We start from the raw sequence: 18,643 nt of genomic DNA on the forward strand, positions 1-18,643 counted from the left end.
CATTATATACTTTTATATATTTTCCTTCCAGTTGTTCTTGAGGAGTCGCTCTTCTCGTTTCTTTTCTTCCTCTTCCAGCTTTGTCTGCATGATTGCGTTGTTAAGCTGAAGCATCTTGGTATCCATCATTGAAACGATTTCAGAACACTCACGAAGGTCACGGCTGATGTACTCAGGAGCATTGCCTTCGAACTTGTAGTAAATCTTGTGCTCCAAGCTTGCCCAGAAGTCCATGCCGATTGTACGAATCTGGATTTCTACCTTTGTATCAACTGTCTTGTCTGACAGGTAGATAGGAATTGTAACAAGCATATGATAGCTCTTGTAGCCAGATTCCTTTGGATTCTTGATGTAGTCCTTTATGGAAACAACTGTAACATCTGTCTGTCGACCAATCATTTCTGCAATCTGATAAATATCAGATGTAAAGGAACAAACTATTCTTACGCCTGCAATATCGTTACAGTGTTCAATCATGTTTGGAATGGAAATTTCATATCCATTCTTTTTTAATTTCTTAACGATACTCTCTGGTGTTTTTACTCTTGTTTTAATGTATTCAATTGGATTATATTGATGTACCTGCTGAAATTCGTCGTTTAGAATTTCTACCTTAGTACGAAACTTTTTAATGGCTGACTCATATAGCAGCATAACGGTGTTCCAAGAATTCACTCCATCATCTGGAAACATACCTAAATCCACAATGAATCACCTCCCCGTTTTTATTCCATGTATATAATAGCATATTTTTACAAATAAATTATTAACAGTTTCTTAAATTACCGATTGAAAAGAGTAATTTAGTCTTCTTCTAATACATGAATTTCCAAATAATCAAATGGAATTTCGTCTACAAAATTATCCTGTGTAAAACGGGCTTTTCCATGACGTTTAAATTCTCTGATTGTGGAATCTAGCCACACTGGCTTACTTGTATCAAATTCGTAGCTGGCCTTATCAACTGCTGCAAAGATCTTGTGAGTACGTGTCTCTTCTGAGTCATCCTCCACAACAAAATCTTTCAACATGTGATTGTCTTTCCACGACTTAAACCAAATTCGCATTTATTATTCTCCTACTATCTTGAAGTTTATTGCAAACAAAAGGACCAATAACCATTGGTCCTTTTGAGTATATAAAAAATATTTTCTTTAGGCAAACAATAAATTATTCTTCGGTTTTAAACCAGTCAAACTCAGCCCAGTTGTTACTATCAAATCCATTTCCAGTTGCAAACATACCGACAATCGTACCAGTCATGCAACCAACCTTTTCTGGGTTAATTACGCTGCCATCAACCTTGCATAGTTCCTTATAATCATTTTCACTTTCACCATAATAAACTGTGAAATCTTCGCCTTCCATTTTAAGCTTAAGTACAACAGTGTTATTGTTATACGGTATTGACGCCACAACATTTCTGTTTGTTTTACTGGTAAAGCCAGGGATATATGGTGGAATCTCATAGTCTGATGTTACAACAATTGCCTTTAGCATCTGCTCACCAGCTTCCTCACATCTTGCTATTAACAGCTGATGATTGAATGCTTGAGATAATGCAAGACCAGCTGCCTCGTATCCCTTTGCAGTAAAGTTCATTTCACACGAGAAAGACTGATTAATGCCTGTCTGTCTTTTACCAAGGAAAGATACATAATTATCCTCTGAAAGCTCCACTTCAAAACTCATTTGCCTCATGTCATCATCTAATTTTTGACGAATGCATTTTAGCTTTAGCTTTGAATCTTCAATCTTCCAAATGTCGTCTTTGGGCTGTCCCCAGAAAATCATATCAAGAGGAAGTTCATCGGTATCAAATTCTACAATTGAATCATGTGTTTTAACCGCACATTCTGCAAGTGAATTTGGTCCCTCATACTCCCACTCTACCTTGCCAGTTTCTGGTGCGAAGACAGGCCAATCACGTTCCCAAATAACAGGACAGATAAATGTCTCTCGGCCAAGGTTTTTAAACTCTCCATCAATAAGTCGAGACGCCAGCATTACAGCATACCAGCTTCCATCCTGAAGCTGCACCAAATCTGCATGTCCAACATTTGTAATTGGACATCTAAATCCCATATGTCTGTGAGTAAGAACAGGATTTGCTGGATTTCCTTCGAAAAAGCTAAACAGCTCTTTTGAGCGAGCAACTGCCACAGAATGATAGTGTTCTGTTCCTCCTTCAGCAATCATCAAATAATAGTAATCTCCTATGTGATACAAATGAGGAGACTCAGGAGAGGCGGCATTTCTAAGAGCACTATTAAATATTGTGAATGGCTCTGATTTTAGTTTGAAATTATCAATATCAAATTCAGCAACCCAAATTCCTCTTTCCATGTGGCCTGTTCCATTGTCCCAGCAATCTCCAGTGCCCATCACATAACACTTATCATCATTATCAAAAAATATCGATGCATCTATGCCAGGAACATCATCCAGCCAATGAGGCTCAGACCATGGTCCCTTAGGGTCAGTTGCAGTAATAATATAGTTACCCTTGTCTGCAAAATTTGTGTTGATTATATAGTAAGTGCCCTTGTGATAACGTAATGTAGGTGCCATAACACCACCCACACCACAGTTTTTCTCCATATGGAACCCATTATTAGGTCCCATTGCGTTTGCAATCTGCTCCCAATGAGCTAAATCCTTGCTATGAAAAATAGGTATTCCTGGATACAATTCAAAGCTTGATACTGCAATATAAAAATCATCTTCCACCCTAATAATTGATGGATCTGGATAAAATCCAGGTATAATTGGATTATGTAACTTATATGACATTATTTAACTTCTCCATTTCTAAAACTAACTGATATCTCTGTATCAAGAACATCTTTGGAATTACCTCCTACGTATATACGGAACAATCCATCTTCCAAAGTGTATTTACCCTGATTATCATAAAATCCCATATCGCATTTACGGAGTGTAAAATCTATTCTTGAAGATTCCCCCTTCTTAAGCGTTACACGCTTGTATCCCTTAAGCTCCTTCACTGGTCGAACTAAACTTGCAGTCACATCTTGCATGTATAGCTGAGCCACTTCTGTACCATCATAGTTTCCTGCGTTTTTTAACATCACTGAAACCGAGATTTCATCACCATTTTCATCCACCTTTAGATTACTGTATTCAAAGGTTGTATAAGACAAACCAAATCCAAATGGGAAACATGGCTCCACAGGTGCATCTAGATACTTGGATGTGAATTTGCTCTTTGAGCCTGGGCGTCCTGTGTTTGGATGATTGTAATACATTGGCTCCTGGCCGTTTACAGATGAAAATGTGCTAGAAAGCTTTCCTGATGGATTACACTCTCCAAACATCACCTTTGCAATAGCATTTCCCATTTGAATTCCAAGATGCCATCCTTCAATTATGGCTGGTAAGTTTTCAGCTTCCCATCCAAGTGCCAGTGGGCGGCCATTCATCAATACTGCTATTACTTGCTTGCCTGCAGCCACCAATTTTTTCAGCATCTTCTGCTGATTGCCCGGCAAAGTAATATCCGCCTTTGATGATGCTTCTCCACTCATGCTTTTATATTCGCCAACAACTGCTATTACTATTTCTGAATCAGATTCAATTGCCGCTCTAAGTTCATTCTCATCAATATCACTTTCTGGGCCACATACCGGGTAATATTCAAACTGTGCTCCAGCTTCTTCAAGACCTTGTTTTACTGAAACACAGTCATCAATTTCCCATCCCAGAGACCAAGCCCCAACCACTTCATCTGCTCTGTCTGCAAGTTCACCAACAAGTGTAAATTTACGCTCTTTACCAAGTGGCAAAATTCCATTCTCATTCTTTAGTAAAACAATCGATTTTTCTGCTGCTTCTAGACATAAATCTTTGTGTTCCTTAGGCAGAGCCTTGGCATATTCGTCAATTACAGCCTTTGATACATATGGATTTTCAAAAAGTCCCAGCCATACCTTTACACTAAGTATTCTTCTAACAGCATCATCAAGTGTTTCCATAAGAATTTTGCCGTCTTTTACTGCCTGAGCAATATGGTTATAAAAAATTCTAGTTCCCATGTCCATATCAAGGCCTGCATTTAGAGCTTTGATGCCAGCATCCCCATCATCCTCTGCGACACCGTGAGTAACGCATTCACGAATTCCGTTTGCATCACTTACAACAAATCCCTCCAAACCAAATTTGTCTTTTAGAATATCTCGCAAAGTATATGAGTTTACTGTACATGGCACGCCATTTAAGTCGTTGAATGATGCCATTGCAGAACATGCGCCTTCTTCCATCGCCGCTTTAAAAGGTGGAAGATAAACATTGTATAGCTGTGATGTAGACATGGATGTTGTATTGTAATCACGTCCTGCCTCACAAGCAGAATAGGCTACATAATGTTTGGTACATGCGGCAACATAGTTTTCTGTAGATTCAGTGTTATTTTGAAGTCCCTTTATTTTGGCTCTTGCAAAATTGCTTGCAAGATAAGGATCCTCTCCTGGTCCTTCTGAAACTCGTCCCCATCTTGAGTCTCGTGCAACATCAAGCATAGGTGCAAAATTCCAGTTAATGCCGTATGCTCTAGATTCCTTTGCTGCCATTTTTGCTGTGCGTTCCATCAAGTCATCATCAAAGCTTCCTGCTTCGGCAATGGCAATTGGATACACGCTTCTCAGACCATGAATAACATCGAATCCCATTAAAAGAGGTATTCCTAATCTGGTTTCCTCCACAGCAATCTTCTGAAGCTCATTAGCTTTTACTGGGTCATTTCCCATAATAGCTCCGACCATTCCTGCTCTGATATCATCCTCATGGAAATCTCTTTCAGCAGTAGCCATTATTTTTCCAAACTCTTCCTGAGACATGCGGCCATCTGTCACCATCTCTATCAATTCCTCGAAAGGCACATCAAAGCCACCAACTATAGATGGTGAATCAAGATTTAGCTGACCAACTTTCTCTTCAAGAGTCATTTTTTCAAGTAACTCTTCAACAAACTCCCTTTGTTCAACATTTAACTTCATTTTGTCCCCCAAAATCATTTTTTACGCCAATTTCTAAGGCTTTTATTTCTTATATAAATACAGTATAACTTGACGATTTTAGACCCTCAATATTATCATAGTAATATATATGGTAAATTTTTAAGATACGCGAGGCAGCTATGATTAAATCATTTCAATATAAGAAAAAAGAGTATGACACCATCCCATTACAGCTAGTTCTATTGGGGCATAATCATGATCAGGAACCTGTTTACAGAATGCACGGAATCAACATAAATCAGATTCTCTACTGCAAAGAAGGACAGGGTGAATTAATACTAGATAATCGAAAATATATAATCGATAAAGGTCAGTGTTTCATCATTCTAAAAAACACTCCCCACGAATATCACAGCACCGGTGGAAAATGGATTTTGGATATAGTTGGATTTAACGGAAGCATTGTTCCACTGTTGCTTAGGGCTTTAAAAATCAGCTCATCAGGAGCATACCTTCTAAGCAATCGCGAATTACTTGAAGCTCACCACCAAAAGCTTCTTGAAATATCAGAACAAAACAGTCCGCACAAACATATGCTTCTTTCTCAGGAAACATATGCTTTACTTACAGATTTGACCTATTCCTTAACACATATTGTTTCCGACTCTGCTGACTATGGAAATCCCATTATTACCCATGTCATTGAATACATGGAATCCCACTACAGTGAGGATATTTCCTTGGATACATTGGCTCAAGTTACATCTAGAACGCCAGAATATCTTTGCAATATCTTCAAAGAGCATACCGGACTTACTATTGTTAAATACCTAAATGGCATTCGTCTTCTACATGCCAAAATATTGCTTGTTCAGGAACCATCAATGTCTGTCAACGAGCTTGCCAAAAATTGCGGTTATAGCAGTGCAAGCTATTTTGGCAAGGTGTTTCTTAAGCAATATGGTCTTACACCTAACCAGTATCGCATGAGTCATTTAATGTAGTTTATGGTCTAAACAAATTGTTATACAATACATTAATATTTTACCATCAACGTTAGATACCTAAGATTGAACCACAACCTTTTTGATATTAAATTATTAAGTACAGGGGAGAGTTTATTATATATTTGCCCTGATTAATTCAGGGTTATCAGGAGGTTTTTATGAGCAAGTCAGTATTTAAAGTTGATGAAAAAGGCATTGGCACATTATACGTTGATGGTAAGCCATTTTTCATGCACAGCGGAGAGATTCACAATTCTAGTGCATCTACTTTATCAGAGATGGAAAACCAGATTTGGCCACAAATCAGAGAACTTAATCTCAATTCTTTAATTGTACCAATTTATTGGGAATGTATTGAGCCGGAAGAAGGCAGATTTGATTTTACCTTGATAGATGGAATCATTAAACAAGCAAGAATTGAGCACACCAAACTTGTTTTCTTATGGTTTGGACTATGGAAGAATGCAGAGTCCATGTATGTTCCAAGCTGGATAAAGAAAAATCCAGATAAATATTTCTTAGCTGAAAAGGTAAATGGAGACAAAATCAACACTGTATCTCCTTTATGTCACGAAGCAGTTGAGGCAGACAAAAAAGCCTTTACAGCAATAATGAGCCACATTAAATCAATTGATGAAAATGAATGTACTGTTATTGCTATGCAAGTGGAAAATGAAATAGGACTTCTTAAAACTGCAAGAGACTATTCTGAAATTGCAAATAAGAATTTCGACTGTAACGTTCCTTCTGAAATTGAAAAGCTTTATAAAGTAACTGGAAGCTGGAAGGAAGCATTTAATGATGATGCAGAAGAATACTTTATGGCATATCATTTTGCAAAGGCTGTAGAGGAAATCACTGCTGCAGGCCAAAAGGAATACAATCTTCCATGCTACGCCAATGCATGGTTGAAGCAGTATCCTTGGTACCCAGGCTCATACCCTTCAGGTGGTCCTAACAAATCTGTCCACAAAATTTGGAAGGCTTTGGCGCCATCTTTGTTTACATTAGCACCAGATATTTATGTACCATATTGCGCAGACATATTTGATGAATATACTTCAGCTGACAATGCATTATTTGTACCAGAAATCAGAAAAGATGCAGTTGCATCATCTTACGCTTTATATGCTCAGCTACATCACAACGCTGTATGCTTTTCACCATTTGGCATCGAGGAATTAGCACTTGATCCTGAGCTTGTTGATAAGCCACCTATGGAAGTAATGATTGCTTTAAATATCGACCCATCTGCTTTTGACACTCACGGAAGTAAAGAAGCACTTTCTGCAACTTATAAATTGCTTGACGAATTAGAACCACTCTATCTTAAATATCGTGGAACAAATAAGCTACAATCTTTCGTTCGTCATGGTGAAAATGATTATGGTTGCTATGTAAAATGCTCCAACTACGATTTTAAAATAGGATATTCACCTAGAATGTCAGGCAAGCCTTTAGGAAGTTTTTCAGTTTTCGAGCTGGAAGAAAACAAATTCCTTTTAATTGGCTTAGAATGTTCAGCAGATTTTTCAGTGAAAATTGGAGAGGGCAAAACTGCCGGCATTCTCAAGCTTGAAGCGGGTCATATTGAAAAGGGCCAGTTCGTTTCTGATAAATTGTTAAACGGAGACGAAAAAATGGCCATCCGATTTGGAAATATGCCATCGGTCTATATGCTTGAATTATATAAGTACTAATAAATAGCAAAAAGCACGCAATGATGCGTGCTTTTATTTGGGCAAATGCTTTATATGCTCTGCTTTTTCTATTATTTTTTCTTTCCAGTTATCATCCTCCGCCTCAAGCTTGTATGTGGTGTAACCATACTGAGGCCCCAACGAGCATACCACAGTTTCATCGTCTACGTGAAGAGAAATTCTGTATTTGCTCGGAAGTTTTTGAGGAAGTATATCTTTGTTTCCCTGCTGTACTTCCTTCAGATGACGCTGAGCATTTACTATACCATCAAAATGGACATTGTAATGCTTAAATAGTCTTTTGATATATTTCTCCGGTCTAAAGGAAGACGTATAAATCCAAACTTCGTACCCCAGCTGCTGCAATTCATTTATCAAATCTGGTGTACCAAGTCTGAGTCTTTCTTTATAAAAAATATTTAAGGGGAACTTTAATGGTGGCTCCGTTTTGAAATGGTCTGGTGAAACAAACAACACCTCATCCAAATCAAAGGAAACCCTCATCTTTTCCTCGTGATTTTTCTTTTTATTCATCCCTTTGCCCTCATTATTAGGCATCAATTTCTTTAATAATATCCATAACTGATTTTGACCAATTTATGCCTTTATCAATTGTAAACTCCTGAAATTCTTTTCTCACATTATCCATCATAAAAACTGAGTCATTATCTATTTGCAATGTAAATAAATACTTTTTAACATATAAATCCTGCATTTCATTTTTTTCTTGGGATGTTTGTTTTCTTTTAGATGTGCCAGTTACAATTCCTGTCACATGAACATGGTACTTATTAAACAATGCCCTTATATACTCCATTGCATAAAACTTTGAGCTATATACCCAAATATCATAGCCAGCTTGATTCAACATCCTGAATAAAGCTGGTATTCCTAATCTCAGCTTATCCTTGTAAAACTTATTAAGAGGAAATGGCAAATCATTTTCAGCAGGACCATTATTAGGATTCCAGAAAACAACCTCATCTAAATCCAAAGTAACTCTCTTGTCATGCTTCGAATTTTTGATAATATCCTTTATCTCCTGATTGCGAGTCACATTTATGACTTGAATAGGAATCTTCTCATATCCTAATTTAAGAGCTGCTGCCCATCTATGATGACCATTTAAAATCATATATCCATCTGGTCTGATTTTCTCTACCATGATAGGCTCTTCGCCATCAAAATAATTCATACTGTGGTTTGAATTATAAATATATTTCTTTTCGTATTCTGAAATAATTCGGTAGCTTGGTCCCACGGATGGAATAGAAAACTCATCATCTGGATTAGGATGAAGAGCTGTGCACAAGGCTTTCGTCACCATAATACGATTAAAAAAACCTGCCTTAACAGGCATTGTAACTCCAGCGTATTTTGCAATGTCATCAGCTATATACTGTTCAAACGCTACACCAATACTTTTGTTCATAGGTTGCCTCACACTATCGTCTGATTCTCCCTATGGAGGTATAATATCACACTTAAAAAAGAAAATAGTGAAGAAATGGTAAACGCTTCATTCCACTGATAATCTAAAATCTCACCTGCACCTCACCAAACATACCAGTTGGTTCGATGATGCTTCTCTCTTTTCCAAAAATGCCAGGCTTTGTATTGGCATCTCTTAAGGCTGTTGTTGAAACCCTTACAGTTAATTTATTAGTTCCCTGGACAATATTTTTTGTAATATCCACTTCATAAGGTGGAGTAATCCTGTATCCACACTCATTTCCATTTAATTCTACAGTCATGCACTCATATACATGCTCAGCGAAAAATGTCACCTTAGATGGAATTGAATCTACATCAAATTCTGTAGTGTACACTAGCTCGCCTGAGAAATCTCTGTACACATTTGAAATAGGCTGTAGCTTGAAGGCTTTTTCATATCGTGGAGTATCGCAGGCTATTTGATTAAGCTGTACATCAAAGGTATCTAAAGCCATCACTGTGTTAACAGTTTTTTCAGCTTCAGGCTCTACACAATTATCTGGATTCGTAAATACGATAATTGAATCGTATGGTCTAAGCTTAAGCTTCATCTTGCCATCAGCAGTCTCAAGCCTCGTAACCACATCCTTCATTGCATCGTAGCAGCCATAGCCTTCAGCCTGCGGCAATACAATATCTCCCTCAATCGTATCACTAACAGATGCATTGACAAGTAAATAGATATCTCTGCCATCCTTTTTATAGTGATACTGGCGAAGATTATTATTTGCTTCAGAAAGAACCAAATCATCCTTAATACCTGCTTTTGTAAGCTCTGCGGACAATGCTGAAAGCTCGAAAACCTCTCCTGACATCAACACCTTCTCAAGTAAAGCTACATCATCATTTTCTGCAATGCCCAGTGGTCTTGAATTTACAAAAAACACCTTAAGCTGAGGATTCTCCACAATAAAGCTTGCAGCTGTTTTAGAAATATATTCACACTCAGGAACTATGAGTGCTTTCATTTTCCTGTTATTTACGATAAGGTTGCCCTCTTCAACCTTGCAGCCATAGTAATCCTTGTTTACAAATACATCTGCTGGAATAAATTCAAAATCTAGCTGATGTGTAAGAAGCTCACGTCCGATTTCATGACCAAACATTGTATTTCCAGCCCAGTCTGATTCTGCCTCGTATAGCACAGCTACCTGTGGTACGTTCTGTCCATTTGAAAACAGGTTGCACAGTCTGTCTGTGTATTTCATAAGATGACAGAAATATTTGAACTGAGGGTTGTTGCCTCTTGCGTAGAAATGTGGCGGGCAATCATTGTCAGGGTATTCAGCCATTGAAAATGCATGTGGAACAAAATAATTTACACCCTGAGCCACCTGATAATCCACAATCCATTTCATATCACGTACACCTAGTCTCCATCCATATGCACCGAAGGTCTCACACATAAGACGGCCGTTTTTTGCAGGATCTATAGCTGCATCGGATGCTCCCAGCTTTCCTACCTGATAATGGAATAAATCTGGTATTATATCGGAAAAACCAGTGTGACGGCATACCATGTCATTGCCTGGCATAAGCTGATAGCCGATATTGTCGATACCTGCCATAGCCTGTCCCTTCATGGCTCTGAAATAGTGACCAACACCGGCACCGAGGCGCATGTGGTTGTTGTAATCCTCTACGATGTGACCAATGTATTGAACTCCGTGAGCCTGGCACCAATCGCCCAGCTTGCAGCTGAAATTTTTTGAATAGAGCTTTGACACCATATTCATATAGGACACTCTAAGGCTGCGATATTCGTCCTTGCTATCCTTTGCAAATAAAAGTGGCAGCTTCAGTCCAAAGTCATCTCCTAGCTCTTCCTTTAGCAAGCCTTCCAATTCCTGTCCCCATGGTAAGGTAGAATGGTCTCCGATTTTCATTCCACCGTAGCCCTCTGAATTGTAAAAGCCAGGCTCATCTGAGAAAAATCCTGCAATTACAGTACCAAATAAGTCCTTGTATCTTGCGTAATGCTTTTCATAAACCTCGTCAATAAGCACCTGAACTGAACCATCCTCAATATAATTGATGTAGTCAAGCTTTGGACCTATTTTTGTAGTTGAGAAAGTGACAAATACTCTCCATACTCCTGCAGGGAAATCTGCTGTAAGGTAACCATCTTTAACCTTATCAGTTAAATCTATGTATTCACCTGTCAGCTCGTCATCCTTGTTGACCTTGTAAGCTGTAACAGATATCAGCTTTGTCTCATCATATATTGGCTCTGAGAACTGCTTGCCAAAATCCTGCCATGTAAACTGTCTTGTAGTAAGAAGCTCAACATCCACCTGTCCCTGTGGAAGTGGGCCTGCCACATCAACAAACTGTGTAAATAAATAACGTCTGCATTTTTCCGGCTGGTTCTTCATGCCATCATTTGCCATTCCTGTTGGGAAATGTGCATCATCTAAAATCCAGATTGTCATATCACGCTTTTTTGCTTCGTCAATGACGATATCTACATCATGCCACCATTTATCACCTGCATACTCAGGATGAGGACGCGCCTCTAAGCAAACTGATTTAATACCAGCCTCATTGATTTTCTCGATTTCTGTTCTGATTATATTTTCATCTTCACCACGCATCCATAAAAATGGAAAAATATGATTATCTTTCATCACAACAAATCCTCCATGTAACCATTTCATGTCATGATAATACGGCATCCGGCATGTTATTAGCTTGTATATGTTTAGCCCCAAACATGTAAATTTTTGACATTTTGTGATATCATTACTGTTATGAAAACAGAAGGAGAATGGTAAGATTTGAGATACGAAAACTTTGAGGAATTGCCTATGGATGAAGAAGAACGTCTCTGCAGAGCAGCCTATCTAAGCTCTGATCACAGTCTATGGTCAAAAGCCATCCCCATTGGCGAATACCTGGATTTAGCCGACCAGGGCAAAATAGTTATTACCTCTACTTCCCATTATTTTTTAGATAAAAGTGAAAACAAGAAGGGTGTCACCATAAGCGATGTACAAAGTAGCTCAAATGTATGCATCACACGACATCGCCGCTACAGCTATCCTGTTTTGCACAATCACAACTATGTGGAGATAGTCTATGTTGCCACCGGCCACTGCACCAACTGCTTTGAGGGGTATTCCTTTGATATGAATACTGGTGATGTGTGCATCATGACACCTAGCTCCATCCATGCACTATCCTGCGCCAACGATGATTCCGTGATATTAAATCTGATGATGAACAAGGATTATTTCGACCAGAATTTTTTGAGTCTGATAAGAGGCGGCAAGGTACTTGTAAATTATCTGGAAAATATCATATATCAAAGGGATAACAGCCCTTACATTTTATTTCCTACAGGCCATGATGAATGGTTAAAGGAAATAGCCATACATCTGCTATCGGAAGCGGTACAAAAGCCACATGCCTATGAGTATTCCATAAGCCTTCTCACCCAGGAATTCCTGCTTCATCTGGTACGTGAATACGAAATGAAAGCTATTGTACCAAACCTGAAATCTCAATCACAGAACAACCTGATGGTAGCTATTCTAGGCTATCTAAGCATCAACTACAAAACTGCCACTTTGGACGGCACCGCCCAGTTTTTTGGATATTCCACCGCGTATCTTAGCCGCCTTATCCATAGAACCACCGGTAAAAGCTTTACAAATATCATCACCGAATTGCAGATGGAGCATGCCTTGGAAATCCTGAAAAATGGCAAAACAAATCTCACCGATATTGCACTTGAGGTGGGCTGCTTTGATTCCAGTCATTTCAGCAAAAAATTCAAAGCCTATTACGGCATATCACCTAAAGCCTACATTAAAACAAAGCTCTCAAATTCATCGGCTGTAAAATAAAAAAATCACGCTGAAACACTAATAAATGTCTCAGCGTGATTTTCTTTAACTTATTAATTCTGCTATAGCAATTGCTAAATCCCCTTGATTTGAGATGGAAATTTTCACATCTGTGGCGCCTATTGTTTTAAGAATCTTAAGGAGTTGTTCATTTGATATGAATTTTGGTGCGCCATTGGATTGTCTGATTGTTTCCACCCGTCTGAAATCAAAGTTTATATCTGTAAAGCTGCCACAAATTGCTTTGTAGACAGCCTCTTTTACCGCAAACCTTCCAGCAAGGAACTGATAATAGTCAAGTGAGGAGTCTGCATCTTTCAGTTCCCTGTCTGTAAATGTTTGTCGGACGAAGCTCCCGTTTAGTCTTTCGTCCAGATTATGTATTTCACTTATCGAAACTAGGTCTATTCCGACCCCTAAGACATTTGACATAATTACTTCTTCTGTCCCATGGCACGTACTGCAGAAATAACAACATTACCCTTGATTTCTGAAACAGGTGCCCCTCTTGAGCAATCACATACAATGCTGTTGAATCCCTGCAGCATAGGGCCATAAGCATCTGCATGACCAAACTGCTGAATAAGTTTTACAGCTGTATTTCCTACGTTAAGGTCTGGCCAGATAAGTACATTAGCCTTACCTGCAACCTTGCTTTCACGGTTAACCTTCTTTGCAGCTACTGCAGGAACAATTGCTGCATCAAGCTGGAATTCTCCATCAATGTCAAGGTCAGGACGCTTTTCGTTTGCTATAGCAAGGGCTTCCTTAACCTTATCAATAAGCTCACCCTGACCAGATCCAAGTGTTGAATAGCAAATCATTGCACATCTTGGTTCCCAATCAAGAAGTCCCTTAACTGTATCACATGCAGAAATTGCAATATCAGCAAGCTGTTCAGCTGATGGATTTGTACATACAGCACTATCACCAACTGCAAGAAGCTGACCTTCGCTTCCTTCAAATCCAGGAATATCACAGAGTCCAATAGATGAAACTGTGCTGATGCCTTCCTTAAGTCCGATAATCATCTGACCTGCAAGAAGAACATCTCCTGTTGTATTGTCGATACCTGCGAAAGTAACATCTGCCTCTCCAACAGCCTGCATAGCCATTGCATAATAAAGAGGATTTTCCATACGACGTCCAAGAGCCTTCTCCTTAAGACGTGTATTTGGAAGAGCTACATATTTTGCAATAATTTCATTCTTGTAGCTTTCCTCTGCAATATCAACTATCGTAAATACGGATTCATCATAGCCTCTTTCAGCTACAAGTTCCTTAATCTTTGCAGCATCACCTACAAGTACAGGAACGATATAACCTTCCTGTCCACACTCATAAGCGGCCTGCATCATCTTTTCATTTTCGGCCTCTGGGAAGGCTACCCTTTGTGGGTTAGCCTTGGCCTTATCATAAATCTTATCAAGTACACTCATCTTAAAGTTCCTCTTCAACCTTATCAACAAGATCTCCGATTGTCTTGCAAGCTGCAGCATCTGCAAGCTGAATCATTGCATCTAACTCATTCTCGATTTCTGATACAAGTCCAACCATCATTACTGATGTTCCACTGATATCCTTACCAAATTCTGAATCTACGCTAAGCTTTGCCTCATCTGCGTTGTAGCACTGTGCTACCATCTTAATAATCTGTGCCTCAAGTTCTTTTCTTTCCATTTTTCTAATCCTCCTAGTCCGGCAGTTACGCACACAAGCCTTAGTATTTCTTCGCTCGACAACACGTCTCGCTTAAGAAATCTAAGAGCTTGTGCACTACTGCCTCATCTAAATAATAAAATTACTGTTCGTCTAATTCGTAGACTACAGTTTTGAATCCACCATCTCTGTCGATGATTTTTGCATGTACTGGAAGTGGAAGCTTATCCAAAAGCTCTGGACGTGTCTTCTTGCTAATTCCAATAACTACACCATTAAATTCAGCGCCCTCTTCTGTCTCGATAACGCCATAAGCATATTTGCCCATTCTTTCCTTGTACTCAGGCTTTGATGAAAGTGGCGCTGGAAGAACTATAGACTTCATAACAGCCTTACCGCTAAGCTCAACCCACTCTGTGTCATCGCAACCGCAAGTATTACAAGCGTATACTGGTGGGAACTCAACAGCTCCACATCTCTTACACTTTCTACCAAGTAACTTGCCCTGCTCTAAGCCTTCATAATATGTCTGAACAACCTTTTCAAGCTTAAGATGTGACTCCTTAGCTGGCTCCTTAGATGGTTCGAAATCATCTACTGTTTCAAGCATGATAGCTGCTACATTCTGAGAACCGCCGTAACCTCTAAGCATTGCTGTCTTAGGAAGCTTCTTAACCTGGTGTTCACCGCACTCACCACGCATCTGCATACAGCACTCATAAACGTCTGCAAGACCTGAAGCTGCATGTGCATGACCAAATGAAGTACGTCCACCGTTTGTATTGATTGGCTTGTCACCATCAAATGCTGTTCTTCCATCACAAATATATTTCCAGCCCTCACCGTATGGTAAGTATCCAGCGATTTCAGCTGCATAAAGATGAGATGTAATAATAAAGTCATTTGCGAAGAAGATATCAAGATCATCTCCTGACTTTCCTGTAAGCTCATATACCTGGCGAACAGCTTCCTTAGTTGCGTTGATTTCAAAGTGAGGTGTTGATGCTTCACAAGCAGCACTACCAATACCAATGATTTCAATTGGCTTATGTCTCAAGTTTTTGCAAAGCTCTGGAATTTTCTCTGTTGCAATTACGATACAAGCTGCTGCACCGTCACACTTACGCTCGATTCCTTCCATTCTAAGGAAATCACCAGACTTTGGATTGTATGGGCTTCTCATATAATCCATTACATCATCAAAGCCCTTCTCCTTTGCAATATCCTCAAACTCCTCATGTGTAATAGCAAGAGGATTATGAACTGCATTATGTCTATTGTTGATTGCCATATGATTTAATGTGTCATCCATCTGTTCTGGAGTGATTCCACGTGTTCTAACATAGTCCTCAGCACAGTCATCATAGATAAGTTCCATTGGTGCCATAAGTGGTCTAGCATATGTCTTGTCATAAATCCATGAAGTTGTCTTCAAGAACTTATCCATTGTCATCTTGTCTCTCTTGTATGGGTGCTTTGGCTGTTCAACACTTTCACTTGGTGTTGGTACAGCATCACCAAATTCTACTGCACCTGTAAGTACGCAATCATACTTACCTGATGCGACTGCGTTTGCTGCGATTTCAAGTGCAAGATAACCTGTACAGCAAGCCTCTGAATGATGCATAGAGCCTTTGCCCTTCATACCAAACCAGTTAGCAACCTGTACGTTTGGTGTGATGTAGTTAGAACCGTTAAGAGGGCTAGCCTCACCATGGAAATAATAATCTACATCCTTAGGTTCAACACCTGCATCTTCCATTGCCTTAAGAGCTGCGTATCCAAACATTTCGCCTTCAGTTAATCCAGCAGTCTCTGGATTATCAAGCGTATTCATAAATGGAGTGCAACTAACGCCTACAATTGAGACGCTTCTTGAATACTTATTAATCTTAGTCTGATTCATCTCTATTCTCCTTTAACATTCTACTCCGCTAGTTACACTATCAAGCCTTAGTATCTCTCCGTTCGACAACACGTCTCACTTGAGAGATCTAAGAGCTTGATAGCTACTAGCTCACTTAAATACTTTAATTAGCTATAAAGTCGTATTCGATGAAGACGGCTATAGCGAGGTTGGTGTCCAACAAGGTTCACCTGTGTATACCTTCGCTTCTTCTACGCCGTCAAGAACACGAATTGCTCCTGCAGCCATAGCCTCGAGCTCGAATTCTCCTGGGTAGGCAGTTACTGGTGCAATCCAAGAACATGCCTCTGTAATATCAGCAACTAACTTCTTGTTGTGAACCATTCCACCACCAAGTAAAATTCCATCTACCTGTCCATGAAGGACTGCTGCCATAGAGCCAATGTATCTGATAATCTGATATGTCATTGTGTCCCAGATTAATTTTGCTTCTTTATCTCCAGCCTCTGCTCTGTTGAAGACCTCCAAGGCATCTGAAGTATTTAAATGGCTAACAAAACCACCTGTCTTTGTTGTAAGTGACAATGTTTCTTTTTTATCTGGATGATCATAAGCATATCTAATCATCTGTGCTGCTGGGATTGAGCCACAACGAGTTGGAGCCATTGGGCCATCTCCAGTAACAATGTCATTTCCATCAATCATCTTTCCTTTACGGTGTGCTGAAATTGATACGCCACCGCCAATATGGCAAACAACGTAGTTCTTATCTTCATACTTCACACCATTAAGGTTGCTATGTCTGATTGCTGTCTCTTTAAGGTTCAAAGCATGTAAATGTGATTGTCTGTATACACCTTTGATACCTGTCATTCTTGCTTCGATAATAAATTCATCAGTGTCTGGTGGATTTACTACGAATGCTGGTTTTGAATACTGATTTGCAAATTCTGCTGCAAGCTGAGAACCTAACTGAGCTGGATGTTGGATTCCATTTGCTCCTCTTCTTGCATGATCAAGAATTGTTTCATCTACTTTGTATGTGCCGCCTTCTACTGCAAGAAGTCCGCCACCTCTACCAACAAATGCATCTACCTGAGATAAATCGATGTTGGCTTTTTTAATTTCCTCAAGAATTAAATCTCTTCTATAAGGAAGTTGATCACTGATACTGGCAAATTCTGCCAGCTTTGCTGCGTCATGTGATACGTTTACCGAGAACTCTAATTTGTCTCCATCAAAGTAACCTATCTTTGTGGAAGTAGAGCCTGGGTTGATTGTTAAAACCTTATAACTCATTTTATTCTCCTAATAATCATTTCTTGATTTATGATTATTCTAATTTCGATTTTGAAATTATCATATTTGTAAACTAAGATATCTTTTGCATATTTTGCATAATAAAGATTTCAAAATGGTCTTTTGCAATAATTCACTTTTATGTGTTGCATTCTACTTTTTTAGATTTTTTACAAGCATTTTTTGGAACAAGTCTCCAATAACTCCTACATACCAAACACCTGCTACCATTGCTGCTGCGATTTGCAATGGCATAAAACCAACTGTTGCAATGTCCATAGGACCCATAATTGTAAGACCGATTGCCCATCCTGCTAACCATGCAGGAACAAAAATCACTTTCTCTCCGATTGTTCCAAAGATGACTGCAAGTCCACCCATAACAAAAAGAGTAAGGTAAAGTGTAAGATTTGGATTAAGAGTTGAATGAGCCATTATTGTAAGTGCGATAACCGCCCAAGCATCTCCCAATAGAAATCCTGCTGTAACAGGTATCGCCTTCTTAATGTCATTTCCAAGACAAGCAAAAAGACCTGCGCAAATAAGTGCAACTGCCCCTACTGTAACTCCAATGTAAGGGGATAAAACTGCCCAAATTGGTGGCAGTAAAGCTACTGTAAATGCTAATGTTAAAGCATTAATCCATTTTTCTTTCATAAAATACTCTCCATTTCTAGCTTCCATTTTTTATTGCAAAATTAGTTTAGGTTCAAAATGGAGCAAATTATATTTTTATTAGTTTTATATCTTTTCATATTTTGCAAGTCAGATGCCCTAAAGGCATCTGACCGCA

At 39.0% G+C, this 18,643-nt stretch carries 16 protein-coding genes and 1 pseudogene; 3 read left to right on the top strand and 14 right to left on the bottom strand.

Annotation, left to right across the window (positions count from 1 at the left end):
- Window positions 1–12: 12 nt before the first annotated feature.
- The 4 genes from BO15_RS0101260 to BO15_RS0101275 all read right to left on the bottom strand — a co-directional run bounded on the left by BO15_RS0101260 (window position 13) and on the right by BO15_RS0101275 (window position 5,015).
- Window positions 13–693: a GTP pyrophosphokinase gene (locus BO15_RS0101260; RefSeq protein ID WP_033154594.1), complete on the bottom strand. Its 681-nt coding sequence runs from the start codon at window positions 691–693 to the stop codon at window positions 13–15.
- A gap of 110 nt (window positions 694–803) precedes the next feature.
- Complete coding sequence (locus BO15_RS0101265) at window positions 804–1,067, bottom strand: hypothetical protein (RefSeq protein ID WP_033151708.1); 264 nt, start codon at window positions 1,065–1,067, stop codon at window positions 804–806.
- Window positions 1,068–1,170: 103 nt separating this feature from the next.
- Window positions 1,171–2,793 (bottom strand): glycoside hydrolase family 43 protein, encoded by a 1,623-nt coding sequence (locus tag BO15_RS0101270; protein WP_033151709.1) that lies wholly within the window; start codon window positions 2,791–2,793, stop codon window positions 1,171–1,173.
- The gene (locus BO15_RS0101275; RefSeq protein ID WP_033151710.1) at window positions 2,793–5,015 is read right to left on the bottom strand and encodes a glycoside hydrolase family 3 N-terminal domain-containing protein; all 2,223 of its coding nucleotides are present in this window, start codon (window positions 5,013–5,015) and stop codon (window positions 2,793–2,795) included. The genes BO15_RS0101270 and BO15_RS0101275 overlap by 1 nt, the downstream gene beginning before the upstream one ends.
- A gap of 140 nt (window positions 5,016–5,155) precedes the next feature.
- Between BO15_RS0101275 and BO15_RS0101280 the strand changes: the two genes are divergently transcribed.
- The gene (locus BO15_RS0101280) at window positions 5,156–5,980 is read left to right on the top strand and encodes an AraC family transcriptional regulator (RefSeq protein WP_033151711.1); all 825 of its coding nucleotides are present in this window, start codon (window positions 5,156–5,158) and stop codon (window positions 5,978–5,980) included.
- Between the two features lie 161 nt (window positions 5,981–6,141).
- The gene (locus BO15_RS0101285; protein WP_033151712.1) at window positions 6,142–7,683 is read left to right on the top strand and encodes a DUF5597 domain-containing protein; all 1,542 of its coding nucleotides are present in this window, start codon (window positions 6,142–6,144) and stop codon (window positions 7,681–7,683) included.
- Between the two features lie 33 nt (window positions 7,684–7,716).
- On the opposite strand, the gene BO15_RS0101290 is transcribed toward BO15_RS0101285, so the two are convergent.
- The 3 genes from BO15_RS0101290 to BO15_RS0101300 form a co-directional block, all read right to left on the bottom strand.
- Window positions 7,717–8,217, bottom strand: coding sequence for an HAD family hydrolase (locus BO15_RS0101290; protein WP_081828671.1), 501 nt, complete (start codon window positions 8,215–8,217; stop codon window positions 7,717–7,719).
- A gap of 16 nt (window positions 8,218–8,233) precedes the next feature.
- Window positions 8,234–9,115, bottom strand: a complete 882-nt coding sequence (locus BO15_RS0101295; RefSeq protein ID WP_033151713.1) for a ParB/RepB/Spo0J family partition protein — start codon at window positions 9,113–9,115, stop codon at window positions 8,234–8,236.
- A gap of 103 nt (window positions 9,116–9,218) precedes the next feature.
- Window positions 9,219–11,804, bottom strand: coding sequence for a glycosyl hydrolase (locus tag BO15_RS0101300; RefSeq protein WP_033151714.1), 2,586 nt, complete (start codon window positions 11,802–11,804; stop codon window positions 9,219–9,221).
- Between the two features lie 180 nt (window positions 11,805–11,984).
- On the opposite strand from BO15_RS0101300, the gene BO15_RS0101305 reads away from it, so the two are divergent.
- Complete coding sequence (locus tag BO15_RS0101305) at window positions 11,985–13,025, top strand: AraC family transcriptional regulator (protein WP_157752293.1); 1,041 nt, start codon at window positions 11,985–11,987, stop codon at window positions 13,023–13,025.
- 45 nt (window positions 13,026–13,070) lie between these two features.
- Here the strand turns inward: BO15_RS0101305 and BO15_RS0101310 are convergent, their stop codons facing one another.
- The 7 genes and pseudogenes from BO15_RS0101310 to BO15_RS0101335 all read right to left on the bottom strand — a co-directional run bounded on the left by BO15_RS0101310 (window position 13,071) and on the right by BO15_RS0101335 (window position 18,507).
- Complete coding sequence (locus BO15_RS0101310) at window positions 13,071–13,457, bottom strand: holo-ACP synthase (protein ID WP_033151715.1); 387 nt, start codon at window positions 13,455–13,457, stop codon at window positions 13,071–13,073.
- Between the two features lie 2 nt (window positions 13,458–13,459).
- Entirely contained in the window at window positions 13,460–14,464 is a 1,005-nt protein-coding gene (locus BO15_RS0101315) for a phosphate acyltransferase (RefSeq protein ID WP_033151716.1), read from the bottom strand.
- 1 nt (window position 14,465) lies between these two features.
- Entirely contained in the window at window positions 14,466–14,705 is a 240-nt protein-coding gene (locus BO15_RS0101320; protein WP_033151717.1) for an acyl carrier protein, read from the bottom strand.
- Between the two features lie 121 nt (window positions 14,706–14,826).
- Window positions 14,827–15,294, bottom strand: a complete 468-nt coding sequence (locus BO15_RS13900) for a Zn-ribbon domain-containing OB-fold protein (protein ID WP_207641085.1) — start codon at window positions 15,292–15,294, stop codon at window positions 14,827–14,829.
- Window positions 15,274–16,590, bottom strand: a pseudogene (locus BO15_RS0101325) (thiolase family protein); the annotation flags it as partial. The gene BO15_RS13900 and the pseudogene BO15_RS0101325, both read right to left, overlap by 21 nt.
- Before the next feature lie 159 nt (window positions 16,591–16,749).
- Complete coding sequence (gene buk, locus BO15_RS0101330; RefSeq protein ID WP_033151718.1) at window positions 16,750–17,850, bottom strand: butyrate kinase; 1,101 nt, start codon at window positions 17,848–17,850, stop codon at window positions 16,750–16,752.
- 153 nt (window positions 17,851–18,003) lie between these two features.
- The gene (locus tag BO15_RS0101335; RefSeq protein WP_052169702.1) at window positions 18,004–18,507 is read right to left on the bottom strand and encodes a DUF1097 domain-containing protein; all 504 of its coding nucleotides are present in this window, start codon (window positions 18,505–18,507) and stop codon (window positions 18,004–18,006) included.
- Between the last annotated feature and the right edge of the window lie 136 nt (window positions 18,508–18,643).

Source organism: Pseudobutyrivibrio ruminis HUN009 (assembly GCF_000703005.1).
Classification (GTDB): Bacteria; Bacillota; Clostridia; order Lachnospirales; family Lachnospiraceae; genus Pseudobutyrivibrio; species Pseudobutyrivibrio ruminis_A.

Excerpts from the sequence above, each read along its gene's own strand:
- buk (WP_033151718.1), bottom strand. The coding sequence starts at position 17,850 with ATGAGTTATAAGGTTTTAACAATCAACCCAGGCTCTACTTCCACAAAG.
- BO15_RS0101280 (WP_033151711.1), top strand. The coding sequence starts at position 5,156 with ATGATTAAATCATTTCAATATAAGAAAAAAGAGTATGACACCATCCCA.
- BO15_RS0101260 (WP_033154594.1), bottom strand. The coding sequence starts at position 693 with ATGTTTCCAGATGATGGAGTGAATTCTTGGAACACCGTTATGCTGCTA.
- BO15_RS0101295 (WP_033151713.1), bottom strand. The coding sequence starts at position 9,115 with ATGAACAAAAGTATTGGTGTAGCGTTTGAACAGTATATAGCTGATGAC.
- BO15_RS0101265 (WP_033151708.1), bottom strand. The coding sequence starts at position 1,067 with ATGCGAATTTGGTTTAAGTCGTGGAAAGACAATCACATGTTGAAAGAT.
- BO15_RS0101285 (WP_033151712.1), top strand. The coding sequence starts at position 6,142 with ATGAGCAAGTCAGTATTTAAAGTTGATGAAAAAGGCATTGGCACATTA.
- BO15_RS0101300 (WP_033151714.1), bottom strand. The coding sequence starts at position 11,804 with ATGAAAGATAATCATATTTTTCCATTTTTATGGATGCGTGGTGAAGAT.
- BO15_RS0101305 (WP_157752293.1), top strand. The coding sequence starts at position 11,985 with ATGGATGAAGAAGAACGTCTCTGCAGAGCAGCCTATCTAAGCTCTGAT.
- BO15_RS0101275 (WP_033151710.1), bottom strand. The coding sequence starts at position 5,015 with ATGAAGTTAAATGTTGAACAAAGGGAGTTTGTTGAAGAGTTACTTGAA.
- BO15_RS0101270 (WP_033151709.1), bottom strand. The coding sequence starts at position 2,793 with ATGTCATATAAGTTACATAATCCAATTATACCTGGATTTTATCCAGAT.
- BO15_RS13900 (WP_207641085.1), bottom strand. The coding sequence starts at position 15,294 with ATGCTTGAAACAGTAGATGATTTCGAACCATCTAAGGAGCCAGCTAAG.
- BO15_RS0101320 (WP_033151717.1), bottom strand. The coding sequence starts at position 14,705 with ATGGAAAGAAAAGAACTTGAGGCACAGATTATTAAGATGGTAGCACAG.
- BO15_RS0101335 (WP_052169702.1), bottom strand. The coding sequence starts at position 18,507 with ATGAAAGAAAAATGGATTAATGCTTTAACATTAGCATTTACAGTAGCT.
- BO15_RS0101290 (WP_081828671.1), bottom strand. The coding sequence starts at position 8,217 with ATGAATAAAAAGAAAAATCACGAGGAAAAGATGAGGGTTTCCTTTGAT.
- BO15_RS0101315 (WP_033151716.1), bottom strand. The coding sequence starts at position 14,464 with ATGAGTGTACTTGATAAGATTTATGATAAGGCCAAGGCTAACCCACAA.
- BO15_RS0101310 (WP_033151715.1), bottom strand. The coding sequence starts at position 13,457 with ATGTCAAATGTCTTAGGGGTCGGAATAGACCTAGTTTCGATAAGTGAA.